At 65.7% G+C, this 21,567-nt stretch carries 24 protein-coding genes; 8 read left to right on the forward strand and 16 right to left on the reverse strand.

From position 1 onward, the window contains the following. Positions 1 to 4: 4 nt before the first annotated feature. A complete protein-coding gene (gene hemH, locus JQ603_RS20605; protein ID WP_212342085.1) occupies positions 5 to 1,042 on the reverse strand; it encodes a ferrochelatase in 1,038 nt (345 codons plus the stop codon). A gap of 83 nt (positions 1,043 to 1,125) precedes the next feature. On the opposite strand from hemH, the gene JQ603_RS20610 reads away from it, so the two are divergent. Continuing rightward, positions 1,126 to 1,524, forward strand: coding sequence for an MAPEG family protein (locus JQ603_RS20610; protein ID WP_183242541.1), 399 nt, complete (start codon positions 1,126 to 1,128; stop codon positions 1,522 to 1,524). Positions 1,525 to 1,531: 7 nt separating this feature from the next. On the opposite strand, the gene JQ603_RS20615 is transcribed toward JQ603_RS20610, so the two are convergent. The 4 genes from JQ603_RS20615 to JQ603_RS20630 form a co-directional block, all read right to left on the reverse strand. Further along, on the reverse strand, positions 1,532 to 1,969 hold the full coding sequence (locus JQ603_RS20615; protein ID WP_212342086.1) for an acyl-CoA thioesterase: 438 nt from the start codon (positions 1,967 to 1,969) through the stop codon (positions 1,532 to 1,534). Positions 1,970 to 2,140: 171 nt separating this feature from the next. Further along, positions 2,141 to 3,268, reverse strand: a complete 1,128-nt coding sequence (locus tag JQ603_RS20620) for a nickel/cobalt transporter (RefSeq protein ID WP_212342087.1) — start codon at positions 3,266 to 3,268, stop codon at positions 2,141 to 2,143. Further along, entirely contained in the window at positions 3,265 to 3,903 is a 639-nt protein-coding gene (locus JQ603_RS20625) for a DUF1007 family protein (protein WP_212342089.1), read from the reverse strand. Before JQ603_RS20625 ends, JQ603_RS20620 begins: the two co-directional genes overlap by 4 nt. Beyond that, the gene (locus tag JQ603_RS20630; protein WP_212342091.1) at positions 3,903 to 5,984 is read right to left on the reverse strand and encodes a M3 family metallopeptidase; all 2,082 of its coding nucleotides are present in this window, start codon (positions 5,982 to 5,984) and stop codon (positions 3,903 to 3,905) included. Before JQ603_RS20630 ends, JQ603_RS20625 begins: the two co-directional genes overlap by 1 nt. 137 nt (positions 5,985 to 6,121) lie before the next feature. Here JQ603_RS20630 and JQ603_RS20635 point away from each other — a divergent pair, with 137 nt between their 5' ends. The 5 genes from JQ603_RS20635 to JQ603_RS20655 all read left to right on the forward strand — a co-directional run bounded on the left by JQ603_RS20635 (position 6,122) and on the right by JQ603_RS20655 (position 10,959). Beyond that, positions 6,122 to 6,376, forward strand: a complete 255-nt coding sequence (locus JQ603_RS20635) for a hypothetical protein (protein WP_045004054.1) — start codon at positions 6,122 to 6,124, stop codon at positions 6,374 to 6,376. A 674-nt stretch (positions 6,377 to 7,050) separates the two neighbouring features. Continuing rightward, positions 7,051 to 8,193 (forward strand): type III PLP-dependent enzyme, encoded by a 1,143-nt coding sequence (locus JQ603_RS20640; protein WP_212342093.1) that lies wholly within the window; start codon positions 7,051 to 7,053, stop codon positions 8,191 to 8,193. Between the two features lie 134 nt (positions 8,194 to 8,327). Next, on the forward strand, positions 8,328 to 8,915 hold the full coding sequence (locus JQ603_RS20645) for a GNAT family N-acetyltransferase (protein ID WP_212342095.1): 588 nt from the start codon (positions 8,328 to 8,330) through the stop codon (positions 8,913 to 8,915). A gap of 144 nt (positions 8,916 to 9,059) precedes the next feature. Next, positions 9,060 to 9,449 (forward strand): RidA family protein, encoded by a 390-nt coding sequence (locus tag JQ603_RS20650; RefSeq protein WP_212342455.1) that lies wholly within the window; start codon positions 9,060 to 9,062, stop codon positions 9,447 to 9,449. A gap of 67 nt (positions 9,450 to 9,516) precedes the next feature. Continuing rightward, positions 9,517 to 10,959, forward strand: a complete 1,443-nt coding sequence (locus JQ603_RS20655) for a homospermidine synthase (RefSeq protein ID WP_212342096.1) — start codon at positions 9,517 to 9,519, stop codon at positions 10,957 to 10,959. A gap of 201 nt (positions 10,960 to 11,160) precedes the next feature. Here JQ603_RS20655 and JQ603_RS20660 read toward each other — a convergent pair whose 3' ends face one another. The 11 genes from JQ603_RS20660 to JQ603_RS20710 all read right to left on the reverse strand — a co-directional run bounded on the left by JQ603_RS20660 (position 11,161) and on the right by JQ603_RS20710 (position 19,319). Beyond that, on the reverse strand, positions 11,161 to 11,493 hold the full coding sequence (locus JQ603_RS20660; protein ID WP_212342098.1) for a hypothetical protein: 333 nt from the start codon (positions 11,491 to 11,493) through the stop codon (positions 11,161 to 11,163). Between the two features lie 101 nt (positions 11,494 to 11,594). Beyond that, on the reverse strand, positions 11,595 to 12,311 hold the full coding sequence (locus JQ603_RS20665; protein WP_212342100.1) for an MgtC/SapB family protein: 717 nt from the start codon (positions 12,309 to 12,311) through the stop codon (positions 11,595 to 11,597). 154 nt (positions 12,312 to 12,465) lie between these two features. Further along, the gene (locus JQ603_RS20670) at positions 12,466 to 13,485 is read right to left on the reverse strand and encodes a WD40 repeat domain-containing protein (protein WP_212342102.1); all 1,020 of its coding nucleotides are present in this window, start codon (positions 13,483 to 13,485) and stop codon (positions 12,466 to 12,468) included. Further along, entirely contained in the window at positions 13,485 to 14,534 is a 1,050-nt protein-coding gene (locus tag JQ603_RS20675; protein ID WP_212342104.1) for a CobW family GTP-binding protein, read from the reverse strand. The genes JQ603_RS20670 and JQ603_RS20675 overlap by 1 nt, the downstream gene beginning before the upstream one ends. Positions 14,535 to 14,590: 56 nt before the next feature. Then, the gene (locus JQ603_RS20680; protein WP_212342106.1) at positions 14,591 to 15,454 is read right to left on the reverse strand and encodes a metal ABC transporter substrate-binding protein; all 864 of its coding nucleotides are present in this window, start codon (positions 15,452 to 15,454) and stop codon (positions 14,591 to 14,593) included. 2 nt (positions 15,455 to 15,456) lie between these two features. Next, entirely contained in the window at positions 15,457 to 16,326 is an 870-nt protein-coding gene (locus tag JQ603_RS20685; protein ID WP_212342108.1) for a metal ABC transporter permease, read from the reverse strand. A gap of 6 nt (positions 16,327 to 16,332) precedes the next feature. Then, positions 16,333 to 17,085: a metal ABC transporter ATP-binding protein gene (locus JQ603_RS20690; protein ID WP_212342109.1), complete on the reverse strand. Its 753-nt coding sequence runs from the start codon at positions 17,083 to 17,085 to the stop codon at positions 16,333 to 16,335. 2 nt (positions 17,086 to 17,087) lie between these two features. Continuing rightward, positions 17,088 to 17,330: a hypothetical protein gene (locus tag JQ603_RS20695; protein ID WP_018648561.1), complete on the reverse strand. Its 243-nt coding sequence runs from the start codon at positions 17,328 to 17,330 to the stop codon at positions 17,088 to 17,090. Between the two features lie 43 nt (positions 17,331 to 17,373). Then, a complete protein-coding gene (locus JQ603_RS20700; RefSeq protein WP_212342110.1) occupies positions 17,374 to 17,874 on the reverse strand; it encodes a hypothetical protein in 501 nt (166 codons plus the stop codon). Beyond that, complete coding sequence (locus JQ603_RS20705; RefSeq protein WP_212342111.1) at positions 17,871 to 18,482, reverse strand: permease; 612 nt, start codon at positions 18,480 to 18,482, stop codon at positions 17,871 to 17,873. The genes JQ603_RS20700 and JQ603_RS20705 overlap by 4 nt, the downstream gene beginning before the upstream one ends. A gap of 240 nt (positions 18,483 to 18,722) precedes the next feature. Then, a complete protein-coding gene (locus JQ603_RS20710; RefSeq protein ID WP_026312923.1) occupies positions 18,723 to 19,319 on the reverse strand; it encodes a superoxide dismutase in 597 nt (198 codons plus the stop codon). A gap of 242 nt (positions 19,320 to 19,561) precedes the next feature. On the opposite strand from JQ603_RS20710, the gene JQ603_RS20715 reads away from it, so the two are divergent. Together JQ603_RS20715 and JQ603_RS20720 are read left to right on the forward strand one after the other, a co-directional pair. Then, positions 19,562 to 20,089: a GNAT family N-acetyltransferase gene (locus JQ603_RS20715; protein ID WP_212342112.1), complete on the forward strand. Its 528-nt coding sequence runs from the start codon at positions 19,562 to 19,564 to the stop codon at positions 20,087 to 20,089. A gap of 83 nt (positions 20,090 to 20,172) precedes the next feature. Continuing rightward, entirely contained in the window at positions 20,173 to 21,561 is a 1,389-nt protein-coding gene (locus JQ603_RS20720; protein ID WP_212342456.1) for an MATE family efflux transporter, read from the forward strand. Positions 21,562 to 21,567 lie beyond the last annotated feature (6 nt).

A 21,567-nucleotide genomic window follows, 5' to 3' on the forward strand; every position in this document is an offset into this window, starting at 1 on the left:
ACCATCAGATCCAGCCCTGAAGCTCGCGCAGCACCAGCGAGCGGATCACATCCATGCCCTGTTCGCTGTCGTTCAGGCACGGGATCGCGGAAAACTGCTCGCCGCCATTGTGCCTGAAGATCTCGGCGTTCTCCTGCGCGATCTCCTCCAGCGTCTCCAGGCAATCGGCGGAAAAGCCCGGCGTCACCACCGCAATGCGGCGCACGCCCTCTTTCGCCAGCCGCTCCATGGTCTTGTCGGTATAGGGCTGGAGCCACTCGTCATTGCCGAAGCGGGACTGGAAGGTCAGCAGGAGCTTTGTCTCGTCCATGCCGAGCCGGCGGCGCAGCGCCTCGGTCGTGGCGATGCAGTGGCTCTGATAGGGATCGCCCTTGTCGACATAGGATTTCGGCATGCCGTGGAACGAGGCGACGATCAGCTCGGGCTTGAACGGGAGCGTTGCCAGATGCGTTTCGATCGAGGTCGCGAGCGCCTCGATATAGGCTTCGTCCTCATAATAAGGCGGCGTCACCCGCAGCGTCGGCTGGTTGCGCAGCTGCGCGAGCACGCGGAACACTTCGTCGCAGACGGTGGCCGAGGTCGAGGCGGAATATTGCGGATAGAGCGGGACGGCGAGGATGCGCTCGCAACCCTCAGCGATCAGCGCGTCGATGCCCGACTTGATCGATGGGTTGCCGTAGCGCATCGCCCAGTCCACGACGACGTTGCGGCGATCCGACAGCACGGCCGCGAGCTTGTCGGCTTGCGAGCGCGTGATGGTCTTCAACGGCGACTCGTTCTTCTCATTGTTCCAGATCTTGCGGTAGTCGAGCGCCTTGGTGCGGGGACGGCTGCGCAGGATGATCCCGTTCAGCACCAGCTTCCAGATCAGGCCCTGGTCCTCGATCACGCGGGCATCCGAGAGGAACTCCTTCAGGTAGACCCGGACGCCGGGCGCGTCGGCCGTATCCGGCGTGCCGAGATTGACCAGGAGCACGCCGACGCGCGGCAGGGCGGACCGGGTGGCCGGTTTCGCAGTCTCGAGGGGGACGACGCTGTTCATGGCTGGTTGGGTCGCGCGTTGGTCCGAACTTGTCAAGATGAGGGCGGTTTCGCTAGGGTCGCACCCAAGCGGGGGGAGGGACGATGACGCTCGCGGAATGGTGCGTATTCGGAGCGCTGCTGCTTTACCTGTCCACGATCGCCTCGATCAAATGGATCAGGTTTCGCAGCTTCGACAATTCCCGGCCGCGCGATCCCGCCTTCTACGAGGATGCCATCGCGCAGCGCGCCCTGGGCGCCCACCAGAACGGCATCGAGACCTTCCCGTTCTTCGCCTTCGCGGTGCTGCTCGCCGAATTCAGGGACTCGCCGCAGCGGCTGATCGACGAGCTCGCCGCGCTGTTCCTGATCGTGCGGATCGCCTATGTGCTGACCTATCTCGGCAACCGCCCGACGCTGCGCTCGATCCTCTGGAGCATCGGCTTTGCGATCAATCTCGGGATCTTCTTCATGCCGATGCTGAAGCGGTTCTTGCCGGTGTGAGACGGCTTCACGCCGGTAGAATGCGCTCCCGCGTGGCGATGAGGTCGCGGATCCATGCCGGGATCGGCACCGGCCGATGGGTCTCCTGGTTGGTGTAGACCCACACGATCTCGCCGGTCACCAGCGCATCAGCGCCGCCTTTCCGGAAAATGGCAAGCTCGAAGACGAGGCTCGAATTGCCGATCCGCGCCACGCGTGCACCGACGTCGAGCTCCCAGTCGAACCTAACAGGCGCCTTGTACTCGATCAGCGACTTCACGACATGGAAATCGATGCCGGTCGCCTTGGCGTCCGCATACTGGTCGTAGCCCAGTGCGCGGAAATATTCGGTGATGGTGGTGTCGAAATAGGTCAGGTAATGCGCGTTGAAGACGACGCCCTGCCCGTCGATCTCGGAATAGCGCACCCGGAACGGGTGAAAGAACCAGAATTGTTCACGCGACATGGCATCCCCCGAGACGTTCTTGTTGGTTTGACCGACTGAATATCCGACCGGAGGGAGTTCGCAAAGCCAGAGCCGTAGCCCGGATGGAGCGAAGCGTAATCCGGGGAGACTATCCGCGCTGATGCTGTCCCGGATTGCGCTTCGCTCCATCCGGGCTACGAGACTATCGCCTCAAAAACACGTGGTCCGTTCGGCCGCGATGTAGCCGAACAGGAGGCCGACGCCGAACAGCAGCACGAGGGCGGCGGCGCCGAATTCGATGCCGCGCATGAACAGCGCGCCGCCGCCATCGCGGCCGGCGCTGAGGCGTGCGGCGACGTCCTTGGCGGAGACGGCGATAACGGCGATGGCCGCGACCGTGATCGCGGTGCCGAGCCCCATCAGAAAGGTCGCGGCGATGCCGGCCCAGAACAGGCCCTGGGCCAGCGCGAACACCAGCACCAGGATCGCACCCGAGCAGGGACGGATGCCGACGGTGAGGATCGCGGCAAAGCCGCGCCGCCAGCCGCCGGGCCCGGCAAGCTCGCTCGGCGTGGGCCCGTGGGAATGGCCGCAATGCTCGTCATGGACGTGGTCGTGGGCGTGGTGGCTATGGTCGTGCGCATGGGCATGAGCATGATCGTGGTGATGATGATCGTGCTCATGATGATCATGCGCATCGTGATGATGATGATGGCCGTGATCGTGGTGATGCGGCACGCCCGCCATTGCCGGCACCGGCTGGGCCGCCTGCAGCGCGCGGAGGAAGGTGCGTCCCTTGACCCAGACGAGCCGCAGGCCGAACAGCGCGATCAGGGCGTAGCTCGCGATCTCGATCACCCCTTCCGCCTTGCACATGGTCTTGGCGGTCGCGTTCAGGATCCAGGCCGAGATGCCGACAATGAGGATCGCCACCACCGACTGCATCAGCGCCGAGGCAAAGGACAGCGCGATGCCGCGCCGCGCGGTCTCGCGGTTGGCGACGAGATAGGAGGCGATCACCGCCTTGCCGTGGCCGGGACCTGCGGCATGGAAGATGCCATAGGCGAACGAGATGAACAGCAGCGTCCACACCGCCGAGCCGTCGGACTTGGCGGCGCGGATGGTCGACGACATCTGCCGATAGAATTCCGACTGCTTGGCCAGCAGCCAGCCGATGAGGCCGCCGGCCTCGGGCTCGGCCGCCTGCGTGGGTCGCGGTGCGCCGAACGGATTCTGCGCGAGGAGATCGTGGAGCGCGGCATCGGCCGCGATCACGACCAGCAGAACGGCCATGCAGGCGAGAAGCCCGCGGGTGAGCGGGGAAAGATGCTGCTTCAAGGGCAATCCACCGTGATCTTGTTGGCGAACATCATGCCGAAATTGCTGTTCTCGCCGTTCAGGAAGGTCTGCTCGTTGAGCTTCCGGGCGGTGGCCGAGCCGTCGCTGGGACGGTCCAGCTTCATCTGGCAGCCCGCGGGCGCGCCGACCAGCTTGACCGGGTTGTCCTTGGCCATCTGGAAGTCGATGAAGAAGGAGCGGTCGAACACTTCGAGCACCAGCTGCCTCGGCTTGACCGGGTTCTTCAGCGGCAGCGTGAAGTGCAGGGTCAGCACCGTGTCCTTGTAGTCGAGGAAATAGTCGACCGGCTCATTGAAGCGCTCCTTCTTGCCGTCGGCCTTGGCGAAAGTGAAATAGGCATATTCCTTCAGCGACTCGACATTGGTCTGCGCCAGCGGCCCGAGCTCCTCGCGCGTAAAGGCGCCCTTGGTCTTGCTCTCGAGCCCCTGCACTGCATAGGCCGAGAACATGTCGTCGAAGGTCCAGGCGTGGCGCACGCCGGTGATGCTGCCGTCCGCCGCATAGAGCAGCTCGCTGGTTGCGGTGATCCAGACATGCGGATGCGCGCTCGCCGCGCCCGCCGCGAGCGTGAGGCCGACGGCGAGCAGCCATCCGAACAGGCGACGCATGCGCATCAGGCCGCCTTGGCGTCGTCGAGCAGGCCGCGGCGGCGGAGCAGCGCGTCGGGCTCCGGCGGACGGCCGCGGAAGGCTTCGTAGGCGGCTTCCGGATCGACCGATCCGCCGCTCGAATAGATGTCGTCGTGCAGGCGCTTGGCCACGGTGGGATCGAAGATGTTGCCGGCCTCCTCGAACGCGCCGAAGGCGTCGGCGTCCATCACCTCGGACCACATGTAGCTGTAATAGCCCGCGGCATAGTGATCGCCGGTAAAGATGTGACCGAACTGCGTGGGCCGGTGACGCAGCGCGATCTCCTCGGGCATGCCGATCTTCTCCAGCTCCGTCTTCTCGAAGGCACGGACATCCTGCGCGGCGGCCGCCGGCTGGGTGTGGAACTCGAGATCGACCAGCGCCGAGGAGACGAACTCGACCGTGGCAAAGCCCTGGTTGAACTTTCGCGCGGCCAGGAAGCGCTGCAGCAGGTCGTCGGGCAGCGGCTCGCCGGTCTGGTGGTGGCGGGCGAACTGCTGCAGCACCTCGGGCCGCTCCTGCCAGTGCTCGTAGAGCTGGGACGGCAGCTCGACGAAGTCGGTGAACACCGACGTGCCCGACAGCGAGGGATAGGTCACGTTGGAGAGCATGCCGTGCAGGCCGTGGCCGAACTCGTGGAACAGGGTGCGGGCGTCGTCGGGCGACAGCAGCGCGGGCTCGCCGTCAGCCCCCTTGGCGAAATTGCAGATGTTGAGGACCAGCGGGGCGACGTCGCCGTCGAGCTTCTGCTGGTCGCGCAGCGAGGTCATCCAGGCACCCGAGCGCTTCGACGGCCGGGCGAAGTAGTCGCCATAGAACAGCGCCTTGTGCCTGCCGTCCGGCCCCTTCACCTCCCAGACCCGGACGTCGGGGTGCCAGACCGGGACGTCCTTGCGCTCCTCGAAGGTGACGCCGAACAGGCGCGTGGCGCAGTCGAAGGCGGCGGCGATCATGTGGTCGAGGCCGAGATACGGCTTGATCGCGGAATCGTCGAAATTGGCGCGCTGCAGGCGCAGCTTCTCGGCGTAGTAGCGCCAGTCCCAGGGGGCGAGACTGAAATTACCGCCCTCTTCCGTGATCAGCGCCTGCATCTCGTCGCGGTCGGCGAGCGCGCGGGCGCGGGCCGGCTTCCAGACCCGCTCCAACAGGCTCCGCACCGCCTCCGGCGTCTTGGCCATGGAATCCTCGAGCCGGTAGGCGGCGTAGGTCGGGTAGCCCAGGAGGTTGGCGCTCTCCTCGCGCAGCTTCAGGATCTCGACGATGGTCGCGTTGTTGTCGTTGGCATTGCCGTTGTCGCCGCGGGCGATGAAGGCCTTGTAGACCTTCTCGCGCAGGTCGCGCCGTGCCGAGCTCTTCAGGAACGTCTCGACCGAGGAGCGCGACAGCGTGACGATGGCCTTGCCGGCCATGCCGCGCTCTTCCGCCGCAGCCTTGGCGGCGGCGACAAAGCTCTCCGGCAGGCCCTGGCGATCGGCTTCCCCGAGCTCCATGAACCAGTCCTGCTCGTCGCCGAGCAGATGATGGCTGAAGCCGGTGCCGAGCTGGGCCAGCCTCTCATTGATCTCGGCCATCCGCACCTTGGCTTCTTCCGAGAGACCGGCGCCGGCGCGATGGAAACGGGTGTAGGTGCGCTCCAGCAGGCGGAGCTGCTCGGGCGACAGACCGAGCGAGGTGCGGTTCTCGTGCAGATGGGCGATGCGACCAAACAGCACGGCGTTCATCATGATCGGATTCCAGTGCCGCGCCATCCGCAAGGAGACCTCCTTGTCGATCTCCAGGATGGCCGGGTTGGAATGCGCCGAGACGAGGTCATAGAACACCGCCGCGACCTTGCTCAGCAGCTTGCCGGAGCGCTCCAGCGCCGTGATGGTGTTGGCGAAGTCGGGCGCCGCGGGATCGTTGGTGATCGCCGCGATCTCGGCGGAATGATCCGCGAAAGCCTGCTCGAAGGCCGGGAGGAAGTGCTCCGGCCTGATCTCGTCGAAGGGCGGGGTCGCAAACGGCGTCACCCAGGCCTTCAGCAGCGGATTGATCCCGGAGTCCGTAGTCTGGCGGGTTTCTGACATCGCAAGTCCCGATCTTTGTGGCTCAATTGTTGCGGCCAGCTATAGCACGCCATGGGGCTTTTTTGGGCCATTTGGCCTTGCTCCCGGCCGCCTTTTCGGGGAGATTGCGGCCCTCGAAGACAGGACCCCTGAGCCTCATGAACGCGCCTTCCTCCTCGTCCCGCCAGATCGTCTGGCCCAGCGTCATCACCGTCATCAGCGCCGCCATCCTGATCGGCGCGGAGGTGTTCGGCGCGGCCTTTGCCGGCGGCTGGGCGCTCGCGATCCTGTTCGGGCTCGGCGATCAAGGCGCCCACATCCTGCAGGCCGTGCTGTTCGCACTCGGCGTGCTCGTGATGACCGCCTTCATCCGCGCCGCTCAACGCGTCGAGCCTTTCACGAAGCGCGGCTGACGCTTCACGCGCGTGAGCATCACGCGCAGCGCAGCGAAAACTTAACGCTCGTTCATCTTCAGCGTCGCTCGCGCAACAGCGCGCAAGCAGACGTTAGGCAATTCTGTTCTCAGCCTAAAAAAATTCTTGCGAAGCAGAGTCAAAACGCTTATGTGCGGACTTGCCCAATTTCGCACGTGCCTGTGGTCGTGTGTCAGTCGGTAGGTATCCGGACAAGAGGCCGGACAGCCGCCAAGGGGTGAAGAAGCCGAGGGGCTCTTCGGAAGTGCGGAAGTCGAGGACTGAAAAGTCGAGCGACCGAAGCAAACCCGGAGCGTCCAGCATCTCTCTCAAAGAGATGCCATGTCGAAGGTGACTTCGCTCTTTGCAACCGTGACTGGCAGCCGGAGGCGAACCGGCGCACCCCGCTCTCAACGGGGGACGCGACTTAAAGCAACGACGGATCGGGCTTTTTTGGTCTCTACCGGCAGTCCAACGCCGGCGCGGGCTACTGAAAAGGCTTGTCCTTCATTGCCAGGTGTGCGGGCGGGAATCTCTCCCAACCAATCCACGGCAGCACAGTCTGGTTTGAGTTTTTTGGCTTCAACGCGCCTCCATCGCGCGATGTGGCCGAAGCACTCTCATCAGGCGTCACGTTGATACGGCTCCCGTCGCTGGGACCGTTGGAGAGTGCCATGACCGAACGTATCCAGGAATTCCTGCGCAACCGCCGCAACGAAGGCCTCGACACCGAGCCGTGCCTCGTCGTCGACCTCGAGGTCGTGCGCGACAATTACCAGAGCTTCGCCAAGGCGCTGCCCGACAGCCGCGTGTTCTATGCCGTCAAGGCGAACCCGGCGCCGGAAGTGCTGGCGCTGCTGGCGTCCATGGGCTCCTGCTTCGACACCGCGACCGTCGCCGAGATCGAGATGGCGCTGGCTGCCGGTGCGACGCCGGACCGCATCTCGTTCGGCAACACGATCAAGAAGGAGCGCGACATCGCGCGCGCCTTCGCGCTCGGCATCCGCCTGTTCGCGGTCGACTGCGCCGCCGAGGTCGAGAAGGTCGCCCGCGCCGCCCCCGGCGCGAAGGTGTTCTGCCGCATCCTCTATGACTGCGCCGGCGCCGAGTGGCCGCTGTCGCGCAAGTTCGGCTGCGACCCGGAGATGGCGGTCGAGGTGCTCGACCTCGCCAAGCGCCTCCGGCTGGAGCCGTGCGGCATCTCCTTCCATGTCGGCTCGCAGCAGCGCAAGGTGAAGGCGTGGGACCGTGCGCTGGCGATGGCCTCGCAGGTGTTCCGCGACTGCGCCGAGCGCGGCATCAACCTCTCCATGGTCAACATGGGCGGCGGCTTCCCGACCAAGTACCTGAAGGACGTCCCGCCGGTCGTGACCTACGGCCGTTCGATCTTCCGCGCGCTGCGCAAGCACTTCGGCAACCAGATTCCGGAGACCATCATCGAGCCGGGCCGCGGCATGGTGGGCAACGCCGGCGTCATCGAATCCGAGGTCGTGCTCATCTCGAAGAAGAGCGACGAGGACGAGGTGCGCTGGGTGTATCTCGACATCGGCAAGTTCGGCGGTCTCGCCGAGACCATGGACGAGTCGATCCGTTACGCCATCCGCACCCGTCACGACGGCGCGGACATGACGCCGTGCGTGCTCGCGGGTCCGACCTGCGACAGCGCCGACGTGCTGTACGAGAAGAACCCGTATCCGCTCCCCGTCACGCTCGAGATCGGCGACAAGGTGCTGATCGAGGGCACCGGGGCCTATACGTCGACCTACTCGTCGGTGGCGTTCAACGGCATCCCGCCGCTGAAGACCTACCACATCTAAGCAGCCTCTCTTTTTCAGAGGCCTGACGAACCCGGGAGCCGGCTTGCCGGCTCCTCCCTGACATCTCTGATCTCTGACGACGCCTTGGACAGGCGTGCTTTTCGCACGCCGGTTCAAGCGGGGACTGACGCGCCATGACTGCTTTTCGGAAGCCACAAGTCGCCCTCACTTCGAAAGCCGCTCCGTTCGCGATCCGTGCGGAACGTGCTGTCGACGTCGCCGCCCGTGAAGCGCTGCTGGATGCCTGCTTTGGCGAGAACCGCCATGATCGCACCTGCCAGCGCCTGCGCGACGGACGCGCACCTGCTGCAGGCCTTGCCCTGTCGGCTGTGCGCGAGGGGACACTCGTGGGAACCGTGCGGCTGTGGCACGTCAGCGCCGGAGGCAGGCCCGCTCTGGTCCTCGGACCGCTGGCGGTGGACCCTGCCTGCCGCGAGCTCGGGATTGGCGCCGCGCTGATGCAACAAGCGCTGGCCGCCGCCCGGGCGCGCGGGCATGAAGCCGTGATCCTGCTCGGCGATGCCCCCTATTACGCCCGCTTCGGCTTCTCGGCGGCGAAGACCGGCGAGCTGTCTCTGCCCGGCCCGTTCGAGCGCGACCGCCTGCTGGCGATCGAGTTCGCCGAAGGTGCACTCGATGGCGCCGAGGGGATGATCGTCCCGACCGGCGCGGCCCTGTCCAAACGGAGGTCGGTTCGTCCCCTCCAGGCGCACGCGGCCTAACGGATCGCTCTCATAGCGAAGACCGAAGCCGCATCGAGCGGCAACGCCCGGCCGCCTGTGCCATGCCCGTTCCTTTGGGGTTGCGCAGGCGCCGGAAACGCCCTTTAACCCCGCGAAACACCCCTTCAGTCGAGGCCCATGACCATGTCCCGTCGCCTGATCTCCACCGGCTCCCCGTTCGAGAAGACCGCCGGCTACAGCCGCGCCGTGGTCGATGGCGAGTTCGCCTTCGTCGCGGGAACCACCGGCTATGACTACACCACGATGACGATGCCGGCCGATGTCACGAGCCAGTCACGCAACTGCTTCAAGACCATCGAAGCCGCCCTGAAGGAGGGTGGATTCGAGATGGCCGATATCGTCCGTGCGACCTACTACGTCACCGACGCCAGCTACATCGATGCCCACTTCGCCGTGTGCGGCGAGGTTCTCGGCGACATCAGGCCGGCTGCGACGTTGCTTGTCGTATCCGCTCTCGCCAAGCCCGAGATGAAGGTCGAGATCGAAGTCACCGCCAAGCGCCGCAGCGTCTAACAAGCGCCCCGCAGCGCCTGAGCCAACCCACCCTTTGTCCGCCAGCACGTTCCGGAGAAACGATCCCATGAGCCCTCCCTCGCAGATCTACGCGAAGATCACCGGTCCCATCGTCATGGTCGGCTTCGGCTCCATCGGCAAAGGCACGCTGCCGCTGATCGAGCGGCATCTCGACTACGACAAGTCGCGCATCACCGTGCTCGATCCCAAGGACGAGGGTCGCAAGGCGCTCTGCGAGAAGCACAATGTCCGTTTCATCCAGAAGGGCCTGACCAAAGACAATTACCGCGAATTGCTCACCCCGTTGCTCACCGAAGGCGGCGGCCAGGGCTTTTGCGTCAATCTGTCGGTCGATACCGGCTCGACCGACATCATGGAGCTCTGCAACGAGCTCGGCGCGCTCTACATCGACACCGTCAACGAGCCCTGGCTCGGCTTCTATTTCGATTCCTCGAAGGGCCCGGAGGCGCGCTCCAACTACGCGCTGCGCGAAGTGACGCTGGCCGCCAAGAAGGCGCGCCCGGCGGGCTCGACCACGGCCGTCTCCTGCTGCGGCGCCAATCCCGGCATGGTCTCCTTCTTCGTCAAGCAGGCGCTGCTCAATGTCGCCGCCGATCTGAAGCTCAATGCGCCCCGGCCGAAGACCAAGGCGGAATGGGCTGACCTGATGCGGCAGGCCGGCATCAAGGGCATCCACATCGCCGAGCGCGACACCCAGCGCTCGAAGAAGCCGAAGGAGCCTGACGTCTTCGTCAACACGTGGTCGGTGGAAGGTTTTCTGTCGGAAGGCGTGCAGCCGTCCGAGCTCGGCTGGGGCACCCATGAGAAATGGATGCCGGAGAATGCGCGCACCCACGAGGCCGGCTGCGGCGCTGCCATCTATCTGATGCAGCCCGGCGCCAACACGCGCGTGCGCACCTGGTGCCCGACCCGCGGCGCGCAATACGGCTTCCTTGTCACCCACAACGAGTCGATCTCGATCTCCGATTACTTCACGGTGCGTGACGCCTCCGGCAAGGCGGTCTACCGGCCGACCTGCCATTATGCTTACCACCCCGCCGACGATGCCGTGCTGTCGCTGCACGAGATGTTCGGCCGCGCCGCCAAGATGCAGGAGAAGCACCACATCCTCGACGAGAACGAGATCGTCGACGGCATCGACGAGCTCGGCGTGCTGCTGTTCGGCCACGACAACAATGCCTACTGGTACGGCTCGCAGCTCTCCATCGAGGAGACCCGCGAGCTCGCGCCCTACCAGAACGCCACCGGCCTGCAGGTGACCTCCGCCGTGCTCGGCGGCATGGTGTGGGCGCTGGAAAACCCGAACGAAGGCATCGTCGAAGCCGACGAGATGGATTTCGATCGCCTGCTGGAAATCCAGCTGCCCTATCTCGGCCCGGTCAAGGGTTTCTACACCGACTGGACGCCGCTGACGGGTCGTCCGGGACTGTTCCCGGAGGACATCGACACCAGCGATCCCTGGCAGTTCCGGAATATCCTGGTGCGGTGAGGCCCAGCCTCTGTCCGCCCGTCATTCCGGGGCGGGACGATGCGTAGTGTCTCGCCCCAAACGCGACTGTCATGCCCCGGCTTGACCGGGGCATCCAGTACGCCGCGGCCTCTCCGTATCCCATCGCTGTCTCTGGAATACTGGATCCCCCGCCTTCGCGGGGGATGACACCGAGCGCGTGGCTGGGAGAGCGGCCGCCAGCTACTTCTTCTCAATCGGCGGCGCGATCTTTTCGGCCGGCGCCGGCGGCAGTGCCGGCTTGGTCGCCGTGCCCTGCGTCTGCGGCTCGGGCCGCGCGGGCTCGGGGGCCGGGGTGGTCGGCCGGTCGCCGCCGGGCTTGGCTTCCGCGGGCGTCTTGTCCTGCTCGTCGGACGGCGTACCCTGGAGCGGCTGCGTCGCCTGCGCCAGCTCCGCCCGGCTTTCGGCGCGGATTTGTGCCAGCGACATCACCGACACCACGACGCCTGCTGCGAACAGCGAGCCGGCAATTGTCAGGTCGAGCTTCAGTCTGCGCTTGTCATCTGGGCCGGGCATGTCGATCACCGCCTTTGTCCGCGGAATCAACGAAGCTGGGGCGCGCCGGTTCCGAGACCGCGAAGGCGGGAACCGCCTCATCACGCACCAAGAGGCCGCGCTCACTCGGTCGTGCTGACTTCCCAGGTGGCGTGGCGCACGCCCGGCAGATGCTGGAGATCGGTCGCCACTGCGTTCAGCTCGTTCGGGTCGACCGCGGTCGCGACCAGCTTGGCGGCGATTTCCATGATGTCCTCGCCGATCTCGGCGACATCGATATCGGCGACCGGGTATTTCGCGGCCTCGAGCTTGTCGACGAGGCGGTCGCGCATATCAGGCAATGCGTCGGTCGCGACCGCCAGCTTGAAGTAGTAGGTCGCCTCCAGTGCCTTCTCGTTCAGCGGGATGCGGTTGATGGCGTTGACCAGCGGGCGCAGCATGGTGTTGCCGGCGATGACGAACACGGTCAGCACCGCGGCCTGGGCGACGAGGTCGGCGCCGGCGCAGGAGCCGACCGCGGCCGAGGCCCACAGCGTTGCCGCGGTGTTGAGCCCGCGCACGTCCATGCCCTGCTTCATGATGACGCCGGCGCCCAGGAAGCCGATGCCGGAGACGACGTAGGAGATCACCCGCACTGCGCCGTCGGCGCCGGTCAGATGCATGGCGAGATCGACAAAGGCGGCCGCGCCCACCGCGACCAGCACGTTGGTGCGCAGGCCCGCGGTACGCTGGCGATATTGCCGTTCGGCGCCGATCAGCGTGCCCAGCACAAAGGCCGTGGTCAGGCTGACCAGCGTGTCGGCGAAATCGGCCAGCTGGAAGGTCGTCAGAAAGCGCATGGATGTGAGCTGCCGTAGGGTGGGCAAAGCGACTTGTCCGCCGTAGCTCGAAGAGCGAAGGCGGAAGCGTGCCCACGGCTCCCGTCAACGCAGAAAGATCGTGGGCACGGCGCAAGCGCGCCTTTACCCACCCTACGGCCTGAAGGATGACAGTTTAAAGCTCCAGCAGGCCGCCATCCCCATTTTCGTCCGCGAACGCCAGCAGCGTGCCCTTGACGTTCCAGGCAATCGCGGCCACCGGCGGGGTGCCGTTGCGGCGAACGAGGATCTCGGCGCCGTCCTCGAGCCGCACCATCAGCACGGTGCCGTCGCTGTAGCCGCAAGCGAGGATGTCGTTCTTCGGATGGCAGGCCACGACCGACACGCGCGCCTGCAGCGGCGCGAGCATCGCGGGCTCCTTGCCCATCGGGCCGTCCTTGCTGGCGAACGGCCAGATGATGACGGTGTCGGCGCCGGAGGTCGCCAGGCCCTTGCCGCCCGCGCTCCAGGACATCGAGCGGACGCGGCCGGGATAGCCGGTCATGCGCATGTGGCGGTTATCGGCGAGCCGCCAGCCATGCAGCGCCGGCTCGTGCATCGCGGTGACCAGAAACTTGTTGTCGGGGCTGAAGGTGACCGCGTGATGCGAGCCGGCCCAGGGCAGGAATTCGGCCGAGCCTTCCATGTTCGGAAACCACAGCGTCGCGCCATTGTAATGCGCGATCGCGAGCCGCAATCCCTTCGGCGCGAACGCGAGCCCGCCGACGGTCGAGGGCACGTCGAGCGACTTCTCCTCGCTCTTGCCGCTCTTGACGGTCGCCGTCTTGCCGGCCGACCAGGCGAACGCGCCGTCGGCGTGCAGCGCCACCGCGTCGATCCAGCGCCGCTTGGGGTCGGTGGCGAGCAGCGTCACCTCGCCCTTGGCATCGAGCGAGACCACCTTGCCGTCGTCACCGCCCATCACGATGCGCTTGCCGTCGGAGGCGGTGGAGAGAATGCCGCCGCTGTGCACGGCAACGGTGGTGATCTCCCCCTTGGCGTCGACGAACGCGACGTTCTCCTCGCCGCCAACGAAAGCGGCGCGAGGCCCAAGAAAATGCACGGACGTCACGGCCATCCCGAGCGCGACCGGTTTGACGCGGTCGGTGACGGAGACGATCGAGGCGGAATCGGGGGGCGGCGAAAACTCTTTCATCACGAGACGATGCAGCTCTCGAAACCCTTGCGGATCGCTTCTTCCGGCAATTCGCGGCCGATGAAGACGAGGCGGCTCTCGCGCGGCTCGCCCTCCTTCCACTTCCGCTGGTGGTTGCCCTCCAGCATCATGTGGACGCCCTGGAAGACGTAGCGATCGTCGTCATCGTGGAAGGCGAGGATGCCCTTGGAGCGCAGGATCTTGCCGCCCTCGACCTGCACCAGGTTCTGCAGCCAGGGCATGAACATGTTGGGATCGAGCGGCTTGTCGGTCTTGAGCGAGAGCGACTGCATGTCCTCGTCGTGATAGTGCTTCAGGCCGTGGCCATGATCATGGTGGTGATGGTCGTGGCCGTGATGGTGGTGATGATCATGGTCGTGGTCATGATCATCGGCCTCCAGGAAATCCGGCTCGATGTCGAGGATGCGGTCGAGATCGAAGGCGCCGCGGTCGAGCACGTCGGCCAGCGCCACCGAGCAGCGCTCGGTGCGATGCAGCTTGGCATAGGGATTGATGCCGCGGATGCGGGCCTCGACCTCGGCAAGCTCGGGCTTGGTGACGAGATCGGTCTTGTTCAGCACGATGACGTCGGCAAAGGCGATCTGGTTCTTGGCCTCGGGCGCGTCCTTGAGCCGGTCGGACAGCCATTTGGCGTCGGCGACGGTGACTACCGCATCGAGCCGGGCGTTCTTCTGGACGTCCTCGTCGACGAAGAAGGTCTGGGCGACCGGCGCGGGATCGGCAAGACCGGTGGTCTCGACGATGATGGCGTCGAACTTGCCCTTGCGCTTCATCAACCCGTCCATGATGCGGACGAGGTCGCCGCGCACGGTGCAGCAGATGCAGCCGTTGTTCATCTCGAACACTTCCTCATCGGCGCCGATGATGAGGTCGTTGTCGATGCCGATCTCGCCGAATTCGTTGACGATGACGGCGTATTTCTTGCCGTGGTTCTCCGACAGGATGCGGTTCAAAAGCGTGGTCTTGCCGGCACCGAGATAGCCGGTCAGCACGGTCACGGGAATTTTCTGGGCGGTCGCTTCAGACATAACAACTCCGGACTATTAGGCTTTTTCGCGCGACGCGAGGCGGGGTGGCCCCTGCCCTAATGGTCAAGCGCGCTGGTCAGGGCCTTTATATTGTGCCTGACCATGTCAATGTAAGTGGGTGCAGGGCCCTTTTCGCCGGTCAAACCGTCCGAAATCAGGGTCCCGCCGACCTTGGCCCCGGTCTCGGCCGCGATCCGCCGGATCAGGCGGTCGTCGCTGATATTTTCCAGGAACACGGCCGGGATCCTCGCGGCCTTGATCTGGCCGATGATGGCCGCGATGTCCCGCGCGCTGGGCTCGGTTTCCGTGGAGACGCCCAGGGGAGCGATGAACTGGATGCCGTATTCGGCGGCGAAATAGCCGAAGGCGTCGTGGGTGGAGATCACCTTGCGCCGCTCCGGCGGGACTTTGCCAACGACCTCGCGGACCTCGCGATCCAGCGTTTCGAGCTTTTCCAGATAGGCTTTTGCCTGGGCACGGAAGAACTCCGCGTCCTCAGGAGCGGACGCGGCCAGCGCGTTGGCGATGTCGGTCACGTAGATCCGGGCATTGGGGACCGACTGCCAGGCATGGGGATCCGCAGCCGAGCCGAGTTTCAGCGGCGCAATGCCGGCGCTCGCGGTGACCACTTGCGCCTTGCTGCCTGCGGACTGCACGAGGCGCGGCAGCCAGCCCTCCAGCCCAAGCCCGTTGACGATGACGAGCTTCGCCTCCGCGACGCGCTTCGCGTCGCTCGGCGCCGGCGTGTAGACATGGACGTCGCTGTCGGGGCCGACCAGCGTCGTGACGCTGACCCGGTCGCCGCCAACGTTGCGGACGAAATCGCCGAGGATCGAGAAGCTCGCAACGACGTTGAGCCGCTCCGCGGCGTGCAGCGGCGAGGCGATCAGCAGGAACACGCAAAGCAGGATACGCCGCATCGTCAGGCTTCCAGATGCCGGCCGGGAAACAGCTGGCGGACAATGCCGCCGACGCGGCCGAACAGGACGGAGATGACGTAAAGCACCGTCGCCACCAGAATGATCGCCGGGCCCGAGGGCACGCGGGTCTGGAACGAGAGTACGAGGCCGGCATAGCCGGAGACAGCGGCGGCCACCACGGCGATGCAGATCATCGCGGTGAGATCGCGCGACCAGAACCTTGCGATACCCGCGGGCAGGATCATGAGCCCCACCGCGAGCAGCGTGCCCAGCGCCTGAAAGCCGTTGACGAGGTTGATGACGACCAGCGCCAGGAAGGCGAGATGCGCAGGTCCACCGGCCCGGCTCACGGTGCGCAGGAACAGCGGATCGACACTCTCGATCACCAGCGGGCGGTAGATCACCGCGAGCACCAGCAGCGTGACCGTGGCATTGAAGGCCACCACCAGCAGCGTCTGGTCGTCCATCGCGAGGATGTTGCCGAACAAGACGTGGAGCAGGTCGATATTGGTGCCCTTGATCGAGACGATGGTGACACCGAGCGCCAGCGAGGCCAGGTAGAAGGTTGCGAGCGAAGCATCCTCCTTCAACCCGGTCGAGCGCGCGACGACGCCTGCGAGGATCGCCACGGCAAAGCCGGCGATCAGGCCGCCGGCCGTCATCGCGAACAAATTGAGGCCGGAGAGCAGGAAGCCGATGGCGGCGCCGGGCAGGATCGCATGCGCCATGGCGTCGCCGACGAGGCTCATCCGCCGCAGCATCAGGAACACGCCGATCGGCGCGCCCGCCAGCGACAGCGCGATCACCGCGGCAAGCGCCCGCCGCATGAACTCGAACTCGGTGAACGGGCCGATCAGCGCGTCATAGATCATCTGGTGTCACGCCGCCTGCGAGCGCCCATCTTCGCCACAGGCCGCGGCGGTGTCGTCGAAGGCCTCGCACATCCGCATCGCGACCATCAGGTTCTCCGGCGTCAGCACCTCCGCCGTCGGCCCCCAGGCCACGGGACCGCGCGCCAGCACCAGCGTCTCGCTGAAATGGTTGCGCACCATCTCCATGTCGTGGAGGGCGGCGAGCACGGTGCGGCCCTCGCTATGCCAGTGCTTCACCAGCGCGAGCAGGTCGGCGGTGGTCTTGCTGTCGATGGCGTTGAAAGGCTCGTCGAGCACGATCAGGCTGGCGTCCTGAAGCAGCACGCGCGCGAACAGCACGCGCTGCATCTGGCCGCCGGAGAGCGTGCCGATCGGCCGGTTCTCGAAACCATTGAGGCCCACCGACGCGATCGCGCGGAGAATCTTTTCGCGCGCGGCCTTGCCGATGCCGCCGAACAGGCCGGTGCCGCGCCACAGCCCGGTGCCGACGAAATCGAACACCGAGATCGGGAAGCTGCGGTCGATCTCCGCGCTCTGCGGCAGATAGGCGATGTCGCGGGCATCGAGCCCGCCGAGATGGATGCTGCCGTCGAGCGGCTTGAGGATGCCGACGATGCCGCGCAGCAAGGTCGACTTGCCGGCGCCGTTCGGGCCGATCACCGCGACCAGCGCGCCCGGGGCGACCTCGCCGCCGAGATGATGCACGGCCGGATGCCGGTCATAGCCCAGCGTGACGTTATGGAAATGCAGCGCCGCCATCCTCACCTCATCGCCAGGAAGACCACGCCCCAGAGCACGGCGCAGACGGCGAGCGCAGCCGCGAGGCGGCCCGCCATGGTCATGCGCAGGATCGACCAGGGCGCCGCCTGGGCCGGATGCGGCGAGGCCGCGTCATGAACATGAGCGTGGGTGTGGTCGTGCCCGTGCGCGTGATCATGGGAATGGCCGTGAGAGTGGCCATGAGCATGGTCGTGCTGGTGGGCGTGGGACGCGGCGGGAACCATCCGAGAACGTTATATTATAACATTACGCCTGTCCACGCCGGGGTCAGGGCTTACCGATCACCATGGCGATGGCAGCGGCGACGAACGGGAACGGCACGGAGACGGCGCAGCGGAACCAGACGAAGCGGGCCGGCATAAACGGGATTTCCCACAAAATGACCCGCTGGAAGGCAAACAGCGCCCAGGCCACGACATAGGCGACCACCTGCGGTACCCCGCCGCCCGACTTCAGCGCGACAGTCCCGATAGAGAAGCCGATCACCGGGCCGCCGGGGGTTGCCGCGCCGGCGACCACGGCGGTGGCAACACCGAGCCAGCCGCTGTCCGGTCCGAGCCAGCCGGTGATCACCTCCTGCGGGATGATCGCGGCGATGTAGCCGGAGCCGATCACGCCCAGCGCAATCCGCGGCACGATGTTGATGAAGTCCATCGAACCTTCGCGCAAGGAGGCCTTGAACACCGGCGGGCCGCGGCGGAAGGCGATCAGCCCGACGCCGAGCACCGAGCCCCACAGCAGGATGTCGATCAGGAGCGCTGCGCTCAACTCTCGTCATCCTTCGCGAGCGGCTTCGGATAGAGCCGGACATAGACGAAGCGGCCGAGGGCGCCTGCGAGCACCGGCAGCGGCAACGAGATCACGATCCGCCACAGCGTGAAATCGGTGCCCATGATCGGGATTTCCCAGGCGACCGCCCGGCCGTAGCCGATCAGCGTCCAGCTCACGACCATGGCGATGGTGGCGCCGAAATCGGCGCCGACCGCGAGTAGCGCGCTCGCCACCGGATAGGCGGTGAAGGGACCGCCGGGCAGGATCGCACCGAAGGCGGTGCCGATCAGAAGGCCCATCAGGCCGGATTTCGGCCCGAGCGAGCGCGAGACTCTTTCGTGCGGCAGGATCTCAGAGATGAAGGCCCCGAGCAGGCAGCCGGCCAGCACGCGCGGCAGGATGCCGCCGAACAGCGACAGGTCATGGGTGAGGATGTCGAGAACACCGTCGGTGCCGTCACGCCGCCAGACCAGCGTCGCGCTCACCGCCACCAGGGCCGCGATGATGATGGTCGACCAGCCGATCGGCTTGCGCACGCGTCCCGGCCGCGGCTCGGACTCTGCGTCCTCGGCAGGCGCCGGGGCTTTCGGGGAAAGTTCTGACAACGGGCTCGGTCGTATCGAGGGTGATGCCCATCCTGATTAAGGGCGCCGCCAACGCGATGCAAACGGTAGGATCACAGGCCGATACGCGCGCCGCGCAGGACTCGTTCGGCGAATTCCGCACAGCAAAAAGGCGGCCGCCTTTGTCACTTCCGTCATTCCGGGGCGGCTCGAAGAGCCGAACCCGGAATCTCGAGATTCCGGGTTCGCGCTTCGCGCGTCCCGGAATGACGAGGTGAGGGCTCAGGCCTTGTCGAACAGGGACTCGACGTATTCCCAATTCACGAGGTTCTCGACGAACGCCTTGAGATAGTCGGGACGACGGTTGCGGTAGTCGATGTAGTAGGAGTGCTCCCAGACGTCGCAACCGAGGATCGGGGTGGCGCCGTGCACCAGCGGATTCTCGCCGTTCGGGGTCTTGGAGATCTCGAGCTTGCCGTTCTTGACCTGGAGCCAGCACCAGCCGGAGCCGAACTGGCCGACGCCGGCCGCCTGGAAGTCGGTCTTGAACTTCTCGAAGCCGCCGAGGTCCTCGTTGATCTTCTTCTCGAGCTTGCCCGGGAGCTTGGTGCCGCCGCCATTGGGCTTCATCCAGCTCCAGAAGTGGATGTGGTTGTAGTGCTGGCCGGCATTGTTGAACACGGCGGGGTTCTTGCCGAACGAGCCCTTGACGATCTCCTCAAGGGACTTGCCTTCCCATTCGGTCCCCTTGAGCGCGTTGTTGCCGTTGGTGACGTAGGCCTGATGATGCTTGTCGTGGTGATATTCCAGCGTCTCCTTCGACATGTACTGGCCGAGGGCGTCATAGGCGTAAGGGAGTGGGGGCAGCGTAAAGGTCATGGGTTCTTGTCCGCAACTGGTGGGGAACGTTCTAACGGTCACCCCTTATAGAAGGTTCCGCCGCCATTAAATACCTCAGAATTTGCGAAAAGGCGTGATGGGGGGCCTTCCCCGAATGCACAAATTCGTCGCAACGGGCCGCCGTCGATCAAGCCGGCGGTTCGCAATAAAATATCATTGCCTTTGAAGCGCTTAAGACAGAACAAGCGCGCCACGAAGCCGGAGCTGTGAAGGACGACGCCATGAGCATCGAGATCGACATTTTGAACGGCGACGCCTCGTGGCCGATTGCAAAGCCGCTGCTCAGCGCGGTCTGGGGCCAAGACGCCGCGGAGAAGCCAGCCTGGAGCCACGTCAAATGGGCCAATGCCGATCTGCGCGTGCTGCTCGAGACGCCCGAGGACGGCCTCGTCTGCCATGTCGGCGTCTACTTCCGCACCGTCACCTGGAACGGACAGAAGGTTCATGTCGGCGGCATCGGCGGCGTCTGCACGCGCGAGGACCGGCGCGGCCGCGGCTACGCGACCATCGCGATCGACGCCGCGGTGCATACCATGCGCGCCAACGAGGCGGTCCGCTTCGGGCTGCTGTTCTGCGAGCCGCACAATTTCGCGTTTTACGAGGCCCGCAGCTGGCTGCCCTTCAAGGGCGAGGTCTATTGCGAGCAGCCGGAGGGGCGAATCCGCTTCGACTACATGGCCCCCTACGTCTTCAACATCGTTCGGGCCCCGACGCTGGGCACCATCGACCTATGCGGTCTGCCGTGGTGAGCCCTGCGTGAGATGGGGGCTGGCGCGGGCCGCGCCGGCTCTATAATATGTCGATCATCATCCAATATTCCGCACCGTGGCACATGACGATCGACGCCCCGATAGACGCCGTGCCGCCCCGAACCCCGGCCGCCGCCTCCCCCATCGCCGGCCTGCTGACGGCGCCGATCCTGCCGACGCTGTTGCGGCTCGCGATCCCCAACATGATCGCGATGGTCGGCAGCACGCTGGTCGCGATTGCCGAGACCTCCTATATCGGCCGGCTCGGCACCATTCCGCTGGCTGCGATCGCGCTGGTGTTTCCGTTTGCGATGCTGACGCAGATGATGAGTGCGGGCGCGATGGGCGGCGGTGTCTCCTCGGCGATCAGCCGCGCGCTCGGCGCGGGAAATCGCGACCGCGCCGCGACACTGGCGCTGCACGCCGCCATCATCGGCCTCTGCGGCGGGCTGTTCTTCACGGTGATGATGCTGGCGTTCGGCCGCTCGTTCTTCACGCTGCTCGGCGGCCGGGAGCGCGTGCTCGAGGAAGCCAGCGGCTATTCGCAGGTGCTGTTCTCCGGCGCGGTCGCGATCTGGCTCGTCAACACGCTCGCGTCCGTGATCCGCGGCACCGGCGACATGCGCCTGCCGTCGATGATTCTGATCGGGGCGAGCGTGCTCCAGATCGCGCTCGGCGGCACGCTGGGGCTCGGCCTGTTCGGCGCACCGCAATTTGGCATGCCCGGCGTTGCGAGCGGCCAGCTGATCGCGTTCAGCTGCGCCGCGATCTTCTTTCTCTGGTATCTCCTCTCCGGCCGCAGCCGGCTGCAACTCGACCTCCGCGCGTTCCATTTCGAGCGCGCGATGTTCCTGGACATCCTTAAAGTGGGCGCGGTCGCCTGCCTGTCGCCGCTCCAGACCGTACTCACCATCCTGATCTTCACGAGAATCCTCGCGACCTTCGGCACCGAGATGCTGGCCGGTTACGGCATCGGCTCGCGGCTGGAATTCTTGCTGATCCCGATCACCTTCGCCTTCGGCATCGCCTCGGTGCCGATGGTCGGCATGGCGATGGGTGCCGGACAAGTGAAACGCGCGCGGCGCGTGGCCTGGACGGCGGCAGCGGCCTCCGGCCTCACCGTCGATACGATCGGCCTCGTCGTCGCGCTCGATCCCGCACTGTGGGTGTCGCTGTTCACGCGCGATCCCGGCGTCACGGCGGCGGCGCACAGCTACTTCCACTTTGCAGGTCCGGCCTTCGTGTTTTTCGGCATGGGCGTGTCGCTGTATTTCTCCTCGCAAGGCGCCGCGCGCGTCGGCGGTCCGGTGCTGGCCTCCACAGCGCGGCTGCTGATCGTCGCAATCGGCGGCATCGGCCTCATGATCGCGCAGGCGCCGGCCTGGACCTTGTTCGCGCTGGTCGGCGGCGCCATGGTCGTGTTCGGGCTCTTGACGGCCGCGTCGGTCGCGTTCGCCCGCTGGGGCAAATGAGCGCAG

The sequence above is a fragment of the Bradyrhizobium liaoningense genome (genome assembly GCF_018130825.1).
Lineage (GTDB): Bacteria > Pseudomonadota > Alphaproteobacteria > Rhizobiales > Xanthobacteraceae > Bradyrhizobium > Bradyrhizobium liaoningense_B.